We start from the raw sequence: 12,087 nt of genomic DNA on the forward strand, positions 1-12,087 counted from the left end.
AGTTGATAACGGACAAAGCCTTATTTTAACTCGCTATGTTATTTTGAATACTAACAATATATACATTGTATCAAATTATAAAAAGAATGCAACTAAAAATTGTTGAAGGGATGAAAAAAATGAACAAACCGTACACGATTGGACTAGACATAGGAACAAATTCGGTTGGATGGGCAGTGTTAACAGATCAATACGATTTAGTGAAGAGGAAAATGAAAATTGCTGGAGACTCTGAGAAAAAACAGATAAAGAAAAATTTCTGGGGAGTTAGATTATTTGATGAGGGTCAAACGGCAGCTGATAGAAGAATGACTAGAACAGCTAGAAGGAGAATAGAGAGAAGACGCAATCGTATTTCTTATTTACAAGGGATATTTGCGGAAGAAATGTCTAAGACTGATAAAAATTTCTTTTGCCGATTAAGTGATAGTTTTTATGTTGATAACGAAAAAAGAAATAGTCGACATCCTTTTTTTGCGACTATAGAGGAAGAAGTAGAATACCACAAAAACTACCCGACCATTTATCACTTGAGAGAAGAACTCGTTAATTCTTCAGAAAAAGCTGATTTAAGATTAGTTTATTTAGCTTTAGCTCATATTATAAAATATCGAGGTAACTTTTTAATTGAGGGAGCATTAGATACTCAAAATACTTCTATTGATGGAATATATAAGCAATTTATACAAACATATAATCAAGTATTTGCAAGTAGCATTGAAGATGGTTCGCTAAAAAAAATGGAAGATAATAAGAATGTAGCTAAAATTCTCGTTGAAAAAGTTACGCGAAAAGAAAAACTTGAGAGAATTTTAAAATTATATCCTGGTGAAAAATCTACCGGAATGTTTGCTCAGTTTATCAGCTTGATTGTAGGCAGTAAAGGGAATTTTCAAAAGCCTTTTGAGCTTATTGAGAAATTGGATATTGAATGTGCGAAAGATAGCTATGAAGAAGATTTAGAGTCCTTGTTAGCGCTAATAGGAGATGAATATGCGGAACTTTTTGTTGCGACGAAAAATGCATATAGTGCTGTGGTCTTATCTAGTATTATCACAGTGGCTGAGACTGAAACTAACGCGAAGTTATCCGCAAGTATGATTGAACGTTTTGATACACATGAAGAAGATTTAGGGAAATTGAAAGCATTTATCAAGCTTCATCTACCTAAACACTATGAAGAAATATTTAGTAATACCGAAAAACATGGTTACGCAGGTTATATAGACGGTAAAACAAAGCAAGCAGATTTCTATAAATACATGAAAACGACATTAGAGAACATTGAAGGTGCCGATTATTTTATTGCTAAAATAGAAAAAGAAAACTTTTTAAGAAAACAACGAACCTTTGATAATGGGGCTATTCCGCATCAATTACATTTAGAAGAATTAGAAGCTATTTTACACCAGCAAGCAAAATATTATCCTTTTTTAAAAGAAAACTATGATAAAATCAAAAGTTTAGTAACTTTTAGAATTCCTTATTTTGTTGGCCCACTAGCTAACGGACAGAGCGAATTCGCATGGTTAACAAGAAAAGCTGATGGCGAGATTAGACCGTGGAATATAGAAGAGAAAGTGGACTTCGGTAAGTCAGCGGTCGATTTTATTGAAAAGATGACCAATAAAGATACATATCTGCCTAAAGAAAATGTATTGCCTAAACATAGTCTCTGTTATCAAAAATATTTGGTTTATAATGAATTAACCAAAGTTAGATACATTAATGATCAAGGGAAAACTAGCTATTTTTCTGGGCAGGAAAAAGAACAGATTTTTAATGACTTTTTTAAGCAAAAGCGTAAAGTTAAAAAGAAGGATTTAGAGCTATTCTTACGCAATATGAGCCATGTTGAAAGTCCAACTATTGAAGGGCTGGAAGACTCGTTTAATTCAAGTTATTCTACCTACCATGATTTACTCAAGGTGGGGATAAAACAAGAAATCCTTGATAACCCAGTAAATACGGAAATGCTAGAAAATATAGTTAAAATTTTAACTGTGTTTGAAGATAAACGTATGATTAAAGAGCAGTTACAGCAATTTTCTGATGTTTTAGATAGGGTTATTCTGAAAAAATTAGAACGACGACATTATACAGGATGGGGAAGGTTATCAGCTAAGTTATTAATGGGAATTCGTGATAAGCAATCTCACCTAACTATTTTAGATTATTTGATGAATGATGATGGACTTAATCGTAATCTGATGCAACTTATAAATGACAGTAATTTATCATTTAAATCAATAATTGAAAAAGAACAAGTAACTACAGCAGATAAAGATATTCAAAGTATTGTGGCAGACCTTGCTGGTAGCCCGGCTATAAAAAAAGGTATTCTACAAAGCTTGAAGATTGTCGATGAACTTGTTAGTGTAATGGGCTACCCACCTCAAACTATTGTTGTGGAAATGGCAAGAGAAAATCAAACAACAGGAAAAGGAAAAAATAATTCTAGGCCACGTTATAAATCATTAGAAAAAGCGATTAAAGAATTTGGTAGTCAAATTCTAAAAGAGCATCCGACTGATAATCAAGAATTAAAAAATAATAGATTGTATTTATATTATTTGCAAAATGGCAAGGATATGTATACTGGACAAGAATTAGATATTCATAATCTTTCTAACTATGATATTGATCATATTGTGCCACAGAGTTTTATAACAGATAACTCCATTGATAATCTTGTGTTAACGAGTTCGGCTGGGAATCGGGAAAAAGGGGATAACGTTCCACCACTAGAGATTGTTCAGAAGAGAAAAGTATTCTGGGAGAAGTTATACCAAGGGAATTTGATGAGTAAACGTAAATTTGATTATTTAACTAAAGCTGAACGTGGTGGTCTTACAGAAGCGGATAAAGCGAGATTTATCCATAGACAATTAGTGGAAACCCGTCAAATAACGAAGAATGTAGCCAATATTTTACATCAACGTTTTAATTATGAAAAAGACAATCATGGAAATACTATGAAACAGGTTCGAATTGTAACATTAAAATCTACGCTGGTTAGCCAATTCCGTAAGCAATTTCAATTGTACAAGGTGCGTGGAGTTAATGATTATCACCACGCCCACGATGCTTACTTAAATGGGGTAGTCGCGAATACGTTACTAAAAGTATATCCTCAATTAGAACCGGAATTTGTTTACGGCGATTATCACCAATTTGACTGGTTTAAAGCAAATAAAGCTACGGCGAAAAAACAATTTTATACAAACATCATGTTATTCTTTGCACAAAAAGATCGAATAATAGATGAAAACGGTGAAATTCTTTGGGATAAAAAATATTTGGATACTGTCAAAAAAGTCCTGGGTTATCGACAAATGAATATTGTTAAGAAAACAGAAATTCAAAAAGGAGAATTTTCGAAAGCTACAATTAAGCCCAAAGGAAATTCCAGTAAATTAATTCCTAGAAAAGCTAATTGGGATCCGATGAAATATGGTGGTCTTGATAGCCCTAATATGGCATATGCAGTCGTTATTGAATGTGCAAAGGGGAAAAACAAATTAGTTTTCGAGAAAAAAATTATCCGTGTTACTATCATGGAACGTAAAGCATTTGAAAAAGATGAGAAAGCCTTTTTAGAAGAACAAGGTTATCGTCAGCCTAAAGTCCTCGCGAAATTACCGAAATATACGTTATATGAATGTGAGGAAGGACGCCGGAGAATGCTGGCTAGTGCTAATGAAGCTCAGAAAGGAAATCAGCAGGTATTGCCAAACCACCTGGTAACATTACTACACCATGCGGAAAGTTGTGAGGCAAGTGATGGGAAAAGCCTTGATTATATTGAAAGTAATAGAGAAATGTTTGCTGAACTACTAGCACACGTATCAGAATTTGCCAAAAGATATACGTTAGCTGAAGCTAATCTAAACAAAATTAATAAACTTTTTGAGCAGAATAAAGAAGGTGACATCAAGACAATTGCACAATCTTTTGTTGATTTAATGGCATTCAATGCGATGGGCGCGCCGGCAAGTTTTAAATTTTTTGAAACTACTATTGAGCGTAAAAGATATAACAATCTCAAAGAACTATTAAATTCCACCATAATCTACCAATCAATCACAGGACTATATGAATCGCGAAAAAGGCTGGATGATTAAATGGGATGGCGGACAGTTGTTGTAAATTCTCATTCGAAGCTATCGTACAAAAACCAACATCTTGTTTTTAAATCTGCCTATCAACAGGAAATGATTCATCTATCAGAAATTGATGTACTTATATTAGAGACAACAGATATTACTTTGACTACGATGTTAATTAACTGCTTAGTAGCTGAAAATATTTTGATTCTTTTTTGTGATGATAAGCGATTGCCTATTGGGAAGATACTTCCTTTTTATGGGCGGCATGATAGTAGCTTGCAATTATCGAAGCAATTAGAATGGGAGTTTGAGACGAAGGCATCTGTATGGACTGAAATTATTTCTCAAAAAATCTTAAATCAGAGTACATTTTTATCTATGTTGAATTACGATGAGAAGGCAGATTCATTGATAAAGCTACATGAAACTTTAGAGATATTTGATCCGACCAATCGGGAAGGACACGCAGCTAGAATATATTTTAATCAACTTTTTGGAAATGATTTTACGAGGGAACAGGAAAATGACATTAATAGCGGATTGAATTATGGTTATACATTGTTGCTAAGTGTTTTTGCGAGAGAATTGGTGAAATCAGGATGTATGACGCAATTTGGTTTAAAGCATTCTAATCAGTTTAACGATTTCAATTTTGCCAGTGATTTAATGGAACCTTTTAGACCACTAGTGGATCAAATCGTGTATGAAAAACGCAACGAGGATTTTCAAGTAATCAAACGCTCATTATTCGAAATGTTCATCAAGCAGTTTGACTATAATAACCAGCATATGTTTTTAACCAATATTGCAAGTGATTATACTAAGAAGATAGTAAAGGTCTTAAATGAAGAAAGGGAAGGAGTTCCTGAATTTAGGATATGAGTTATCGATATATGAGAATGTTATTAATGTTTGATATGCCAACAGATACCGCAAAAGAAAGAAAAGCCTATCGTCAATTCCGACGCTTCATATTAAGTGAAGGCTTTATTATGCATCAATATTCCGTTTATAGTAAAATTTTATTAAATGGCACAGCTAGTAAAGCTATGCTCGCTCGCTTGAAACAACAAAATCCTAAAAAAGGGTTGATTACTTTATTAACTGTGACGGAAAAACAATTCGCGCGCATGGTGTATTTAAGTGGAGAACAGAATAAAAGTGTAGGTAATTCGGATTCGAGACTTATTTTCTTGGGAGATGATATGGATGAATTTTAATTTCAAACTGCTTGACGAGCCTGTAATTATTGAAGATTCGACCATATTTGCAATAGAAGATGTGCGTGTTTTTGCCAATGTTACTAAGTGGTTATATCAATACGACGAGACAGAAGAATTAACGATTTTTGGTGCGAAACAGCAGCCTTTAAAAAGTAGTGAATTGATGTTAGTTACCGATGTATTGGGACATGACATTAATTCTCTGGCAACTTTAAAATTAATTTATGCTGATTTAGAACAGCAACTTAATGAAAAGCCGGAAGTAAAATCAATGATTGATAAGCTGACCGCGACGATTAGTGAGTTGATTGGTTATGAGCTTCTGGAGCATGAATTGGATTTAGAGGAAGATGAAATTACGGTTATTGAATTATTCAAAGCTTTGGGTATCAAGATAGAGACAAAAAGTGATACCGTTTTTGAAAAATTAATTGAAATAGTACAAGTCTATAAATACTTATCAAAGAAAAAATTGTTGGTTTTTATTAATGTATGTGCCTATTTAACAGAAGATGAGTTACTAGAGCTAAGGCGCTATATCTCGTTAAACCAAGTAAAAGTTTTATTTGTTGAACCTCGAAAAGTAGAAGGATTTTCGCAAGTTATTCTAGATTCAGATTATTTTTTACAAGTGGAAAAAGGAATATAGATTTCAAATGATCTTTGAAAACTAAATAGATTTTATATGAACCATAAAATAAGCATTCAAAATTGAAATCTTGCTATGGATAAGTGGCGCGATTACGAAATCTAGGAGAATAAAAAATTCTACGAGGTTTTAGAGCTATGTTATTTTGAATGCTAACAAAACCGTGCGTGTTCCGATCTCATACTTGCCAGCGTTTTAGAGCTATGTTATTTTGAATGCTAACAAAACTAAGTTGTCTGCGAGCGCCGTTGTGGTAGGGTTTTAGAGCTATGTTATTTTGAATGCTAACAAAACTCGCATCAGCTGAAATGTTACGATTTTTATGTTTTAGAGCTATGTTATTTTGAATGCTAACAAAACAGCATGAGTGGAAAACAAACTTATCGATAGTTTTAGAGCTATGTTATTTTGAATGCTAACAAAACTTGTCGCTTTGCAAAAAATATTCAATCACAGTTTTAGAGCTATGTTATTTTGAATGCTAACAAAACTGGCAGTCGCAACGATTTAATTGTGCCGTAGTTTTAGAGCTATGTTATTTTGAATGCTAACAAAACAAAATAATAGTAAAACTAAAAGCAATGTTTGTTTTAGAGCTATGTTATTTTGAATGCTAACAAAACCATACAGACTCGAAATTACGAAGATAACGAGTTTTAGAGCTATGTTATTTTGAATGCTAACAAAACCAGCAATGCTAGATTTCATGTTTCGTACTTGTTTTAGAGCTATGTTATTTTGAATGCTAACAAAACCGCTAATCCCTTTGTTTCCCGCAGTAGCATGTTTTAGAGCTATGTTATTTTGAATGCTAACAAAACGAACTTTGATGCGACCTTTCGCGTCTTTTTGTTTTAGAGCTATGTTATTTTGAATACTAACAAAACAGAGAGGATGAACTCTAAATAATCGGAAATGTTTTAGAGCTATGCTATTTCGAATACTAAAAACCACATCTCTCAATCTACTCCAGCTAGAAAGAGTTACACCATTATGAAAGAGGGACTCCAAACATTTTAACCCAACCTGCAATTTCCAAGTCGCTATAAGTGAAGGGAAATTACCGTTAAAAGGCGAAGAGCAAAAGAATGATTAGGAATCTAAAAGTTTGAAAATACTACACGATTACATTATAAAAGCTAGTAAAGAAAGCAATACCCTTGAACTATACACTTCATGGAACGGCGAAGAAAACTTACCTTTGACGAATAAAACAGAATTAGCCATAGAAATTTTAACACCAGAAAAGTTGGTTTTAAGAGACAGAGAACTATTAATAATTAAAAATAAGACATTTACATACAGCACTTAAAATAAAAAGGAGAAACCTTATGAAAAAAACCTCAATCATTTTTATTTTATGTATAACCGTACTACTAACAGGATGCTCCACCGCCGAAAAACAAAAATATACAGAAGCAACAGGGACAATAGAGCAAGTAGAAACGAATGCAATTTTAATTAACAATTTCAAAGAGAAAAATGATAAGGATAATCCGGAATCCGCCATACGTTTTGACATAGCAGACAAATGTTACGACAAAAACGGAAACAAAATAAAACTAACCGAACTAAACAAAAACGACAACGTAAAAATCGTTTTAACCAAGGATTACCCAATCCAAGAAACCTCACCGGGACAAATAGACCCCAAATACATTCAAAAAATTATCCTACTAAACAAATAAAACTCTCTCACCCGCAGAGAGTTTTTTCTTTCCTCAAAAAAATAAACCTATAATCCTTGCCTTGGTGTGAACTCCAGGGTTTATAATTCAATATGTAAAGACGAAGTGAGGTGATTGATGATGAATATCAAACAAGCTGCCGAGATGTTTGGGCTTACGGTCGATACATTACGCTACTATGAGCGGGTTGGAGTTATTCCGCCTGTCCATCGTAATGAAAGTGGCTACCGAGACTATAAGACAAGCGACTTGAACTGGGTTTATCTAGTGAAGAATTTGCGGAATGCGGGGTTGTCGGTGGAGTCGTTAATAGAGTTTGCAACACTTGCCCAACTAAGAGAAACAGAGAATGTCGAAGCTGCGCAAAAACAAGTTTTAATTGACCAACTAAAAGAATTAGACGAAAAACTAGCTGAGATGAAACAAGTGAGAGATTTACTTGTATACAAAATCGATACGTACGATAGTCACATTGCCCAGTTTAAGACAGGCGAACTAACTGCAGATAACGTAGAAAAATTATGGGAACGGGACAAATTTTAAAGATAAGAGGAGGATTTTCAAATGAAAACAGTAAAATTAAATAATGGTGTAGAAGTACCTATTCTTGGCTTTGGAACGTACCAAATTACTGATGCTGGTGAAGCGGAACAAGCGGTCAAAGAGGCGATTGCTGCTGGGTATCGTCATATTGATACTGCGCAAAGTTATATGAATGAAGAAGCGGTAGGGCGCGGGATAGCCGCATCTGGTGTGGATCGCAAAGAGTTATTTATCACAACAAAGATTTGGGTGGAAAATGTTAGTTATAAAGGAGTCATGAGCTCATTTGATCGCTCATTAAAACGTCTTGGGCTAGATTATATTGATTTATTACTAATTCACCAACCATATAATGATGTGTACGGTGCTTGGATGGCGATGGAAGAACTACAAGCTCAAGGTAAAATTAAAGCTATTGGTGTCTCGAATTTTGGTGTAGACCGGGTGGTTGATTTAGCAGCCTTCAATGATACAACACCTCAAGTTAATCAAATCGAAATCAACCCTTTCCAACAACAAACAAAGAGTATTGAAGCATTACGAAAAGAAGGCGTGGCTGTTGAAGCGTGGGCTCCTTTTGCGGAAGGGAAAAATGATATTTTCACTAATCCGATTTTGACTAAAATTGCCAAAAAATACGGGAAATCAGTAGCACAAGTGATTTTACGCTGGTTAATCGAACAAGATATTATTGTTTTAGCTAAATCTGTAAAGCCGGAACGAATGGCAGAAAATTTAGATGTATTTGATTTTGAACTAGCAAAAGAAGATAAGCTTGCAATTGCGACGCTTAACCAAGGGGAAAGTCAATTTTTCTCCCACGCGGATCCAGAAATGGTTAAATGGATGGCAAGTCGCAAAATAAATATTTAATACATGAAAAAAGTCCTCAGTGTGTATCTGAGGACTCTTTTTTAATTTTGAATGTCTGTTGCTTTAACCCAACCAAGGGAATTATTATTTTCTTTAATATGCACCCATTGTTCGGCTTGGATTGTCGCTTCTTTGTCTACTAATAGCAATTTACCATAATAGAACCCAACCGCTTTTGTTTGAGTGCTTGGTGCTTCAACTGGTTTGTTGTAGAGCATTGCTGTAGGATTTTTTAAGTAGGCTACTTGGGTCGTTGGTTTTTCAGATTCAGGTGTGTAAATGATGTTTAAGTCTTTTTCACTAGCCCAACCAACTATTTCGCCTTCTAGTTTGAATTCATACCATAGCGTATTGCCAACTTTGGCACGTGTTACTAACTCAAGTTTTGAAGTATCATAGTCACTAAGAGACCCGAGTTTTTCCGCGTCTTTTGTATTAAAAGGAGCACTCCAAACATTATCGGTTGCTGCTTTACTTACGGTTGCATAACCATCAAAGCTAATTTGTTCAGTGATACGATCGTATAAACGGTCGTTTAGTTTATCTGAGCGAACCCAGCCAATTACTTTGTTACTTTCGGAAAGACGGAACCACGCATAACCATCGCGTGTTATTTTCTTATCAGCGTGAAGTGCTTTTCGGTCATATTTTGCAATTGTACCATTGTCAAACTGCTGTTCCGGATTAGGTAAACGATAAATATGAGCATTTAAATCATCTACATATTTTGTTGTATCTACATTTTCATCGTTATTTTGATGATAACTCAAAGTAAGCGCCGAACTATTTACCCAGCCGATGTCTTTATTGTTTTCACGTATAAAATACCACAAACCTTTTTCTGTTTTCGCTTCCCAAGAAATTTCTAAATTGCGATTTGTATAGTTCGTCAATTCTCCTATTTCCTGTGAGTTAGTAGTGTTAAATGGCGCAGACCAAATAGTTTCTTGTTCTTTATTTGCAGCTACTGTACCTATCGCTGCGATTTTATTCTGGTGCTCAATTTTATCGTAGACAATATCATATTGATCTAGATTATATCGTTCAATAATAGCAACTAGTTTAGAAACATAGTTAGGATCAGTGGCATAACCACCATCTTTTATCGCTTGTAGGGCCTTACGGTAATCAGTTTCGCCTACAGCACCTTGATAGCGAGCGTTTTGGGTAATTAAATCAGTATGGTCATCAATTGACTCTTTCCAGCTCGGATAAACTCGGAAATTTGCCGTAGTTGCCCCAGATGCTTCCATTGTACCCATGGAAACAGATTTCCCTTCAAATTTCCCTTTAATGCCAAACAAGTTATTAGAGTTCTTGCTTAAACCACTTTCGCCCCAATTAGATTCTAAAATAGCTTGGGCAAGCGTTACGCTAGTCAAAAGTTTGCCATCTCGGTAACCTTCTTCTGCAGCAGGTAGAATCTCGTCAATGAAAGCTTGTTGCGAAGAAGTTAATGATTTTTGAGCAACTTTTGAATTACTCGTTTCTGCTCCAACATTTAAAGAAATTACTAAAAATGCCACGATAAGCACAATAATTCCTGGTTTTATGAACTTTCTTTCCAAAATCAAACGCACTCCTTTTTACTATATCTGCGCTTATTTTAGCAAGAAATAAAGAAATTATTCTATTACAATTCCATGACGAAACGAAGACAAACTTTTGGAAGAGTTGGTACATATAGCTTCAACGATGATTTTCTAAATGTGTAAAATTTGTGAAATTATTTATAGCATAAAGGAAAGAACTAAAACAATGAATATGTGAAAAAAAGAAGGAGGCATGCTATAATATTCATTATGTCAGCGCATTCATTTATGGAGGGATTTGTAAATATGTTAAATGAACAACAAATTACTAGATTATTATATCGCCTACAAGATCCTGTTTTGGAGGCTAGTTTGGAAGAAACAGAAGGCGTATTAGAAGTACAAGCCCTTGAAGAAAGCGCAAATATTAAAATTGCTTTAGCAGATCCAGCGATAGAAACAGACCATTTTGTTCATAATATAGAAGAACTTCTAACGCAATTCGGTGTAAAAGAAATCAATATTGAACTTGAATACTTACCTGCTGCAGTAATTGATCGCATTTTTCAAGCAAGAGATAATATTCTTGCAGAAACTAGTCAAACTAAATTTTTAGCAATAGCAAGTGGTAAGGGAGGCGTTGGGAAATCAACAGTCGCTGCTAACCTAGCGATTGCTCTCGCACGCCAAGGTAAAAAAATAGGCTTACTAGATGCAGATATATATGGTTTCAGTATCCCGGTATTACTTGGAGTAACAGAGTCTCCGCGTAAAGAAAATGGCCAAATCATCCCCGTAGAAACAAATGGTATTCAAATGATTTCGATGGATTTCTTTGTAGAGTCTGGCGAACCAGTTATTTGGCGCGGTCCGATGTTAGGGAAAATGATAAAGATGTTTTTAGAAGAAGTGAGATGGGGAGAATTAGATTATTTGTTAATCGATTTACCACCTGGGACTGGAGATGTGGCTTTAGATATCCACACCTTAATACCAAAATGCAATGAACTCATTGTTACAACACCACATTTTGCTGCAGCGTCAGTTGCCTCACGTGCTGGGTATATGGCCGCAAAAAACAACCATAACATTATTGGTATAATTGAAAATATGTCTTACCTCAAACTTGAAAATGGGCAGATTTTAAAGATATTTGGACAAGGTGGTGGAGAAAAAGTTGCTGCTGACCTAGCAACACAACTTTTAATTCAATTGCCAATCGAACAACCAGATGGCAATAAAAATGGCTATACATCAGCTATCTATAATGAAACAAGTGAGTTGGGAGAAGCTTATAAAACTTTAGCAGGAAAAATAATTCCATATTTATTATAAAAACTTCATAAAAAGTATTGACGAAAGGCAAAAATCTTGGTATATTTATAAACGTTGCTGATACGGACAAACGCTTTAGCAGCAAAAGAAATTGACCTTTGAAAACTGAACAAAGAAGAAGACGAAAAGCAATGA

At 34.6% G+C, this 12,087-nt stretch carries 9 protein-coding genes and 1 CRISPR repeat array; of the genes, 8 read left to right on the plus strand and 1 reads right to left on the minus strand.

Annotation, left to right across the window (positions count from 1 at the left end; translation table 11 throughout):
* Nucleotides 1-119 precede the first annotated feature (119 nt).
* The 7 genes from cas9 (at nt 120) to HCB38_RS13975 (ending at nt 9,085) form a co-directional block, all read left to right on the plus strand.
* The gene (cas9, locus tag HCB38_RS13945; RefSeq protein WP_185638810.1) at nt 120-4,124 is read left to right on the plus strand and encodes a type II CRISPR RNA-guided endonuclease Cas9; all 4,005 of its coding nucleotides are present in this window, start codon (nt 120-122) and stop codon (nt 4,122-4,124) included.
* On the plus strand, nt 4,125-4,991 hold the full coding sequence (gene cas1 / locus HCB38_RS13950) for a type II CRISPR-associated endonuclease Cas1 (RefSeq protein ID WP_185638812.1): 867 nt from the start codon (nt 4,125-4,127) through the stop codon (nt 4,989-4,991).
* Complete coding sequence (gene cas2 / locus HCB38_RS13955; RefSeq protein WP_045554502.1) at nt 4,988-5,329, plus strand: CRISPR-associated endonuclease Cas2; 342 nt, start codon at nt 4,988-4,990, stop codon at nt 5,327-5,329. Before cas1 ends, cas2 begins: the two co-directional genes overlap by 4 nt.
* Nucleotides 5,319-5,981, plus strand: a complete 663-nt coding sequence (gene csn2 / locus HCB38_RS13960) for a type II-A CRISPR-associated protein Csn2 (RefSeq protein ID WP_185638814.1) — start codon at nt 5,319-5,321, stop codon at nt 5,979-5,981. Before cas2 ends, csn2 begins: the two co-directional genes overlap by 11 nt.
* Before the next feature lie 126 nt (nt 5,982-6,107).
* Nucleotides 6,108-6,934: a CRISPR direct-repeat array (repeat unit 36 nt; unit sequence GTTTTAGAGCTATGTTATTTTGAATGCTAACAAAAC).
* Nucleotides 6,935-7,312: 378 nt separating this feature from the next.
* Nucleotides 7,313-7,669 (plus strand): outer membrane protein assembly factor BamD, encoded by a 357-nt coding sequence (locus tag HCB38_RS13965; RefSeq protein ID WP_185638816.1) that lies wholly within the window; start codon nt 7,313-7,315, stop codon nt 7,667-7,669.
* 120 nt (nt 7,670-7,789) lie between these two features.
* On the plus strand, nt 7,790-8,212 hold the full coding sequence (locus HCB38_RS13970; RefSeq protein ID WP_185638818.1) for a MerR family transcriptional regulator: 423 nt from the start codon (nt 7,790-7,792) through the stop codon (nt 8,210-8,212).
* Nucleotides 8,213-8,233: 21 nt separating this feature from the next.
* A complete protein-coding gene (locus tag HCB38_RS13975) occupies nt 8,234-9,085 on the plus strand; it encodes an aldo/keto reductase (RefSeq protein ID WP_185638820.1) in 852 nt (283 codons plus the stop codon).
* A gap of 41 nt (nt 9,086-9,126) precedes the next feature.
* Here the strand turns inward: HCB38_RS13975 and HCB38_RS13980 are convergent, their stop codons facing one another.
* A complete protein-coding gene (locus HCB38_RS13980) occupies nt 9,127-10,653 on the minus strand; it encodes a GW domain-containing glycosaminoglycan-binding protein (RefSeq protein WP_185319808.1) in 1,527 nt (508 codons plus the stop codon).
* A 270-nt stretch (nt 10,654-10,923) separates the two neighbouring features.
* Here HCB38_RS13980 and HCB38_RS13985 point away from each other — a divergent pair, with 270 nt between their 5' ends.
* Nucleotides 10,924-11,952: an Mrp/NBP35 family ATP-binding protein gene (locus HCB38_RS13985; RefSeq protein WP_185319809.1), complete on the plus strand. Its 1,029-nt coding sequence runs from the start codon at nt 10,924-10,926 to the stop codon at nt 11,950-11,952.
* The last annotated feature ends 135 nt before the right edge of the window (nt 11,953-12,087 follow it).

Origin of the sequence: Listeria farberi (assembly GCF_014229295.1) — a bacterium.
GTDB lineage: Bacteria > Bacillota > Bacilli > Lactobacillales > Listeriaceae > Listeria > Listeria farberi.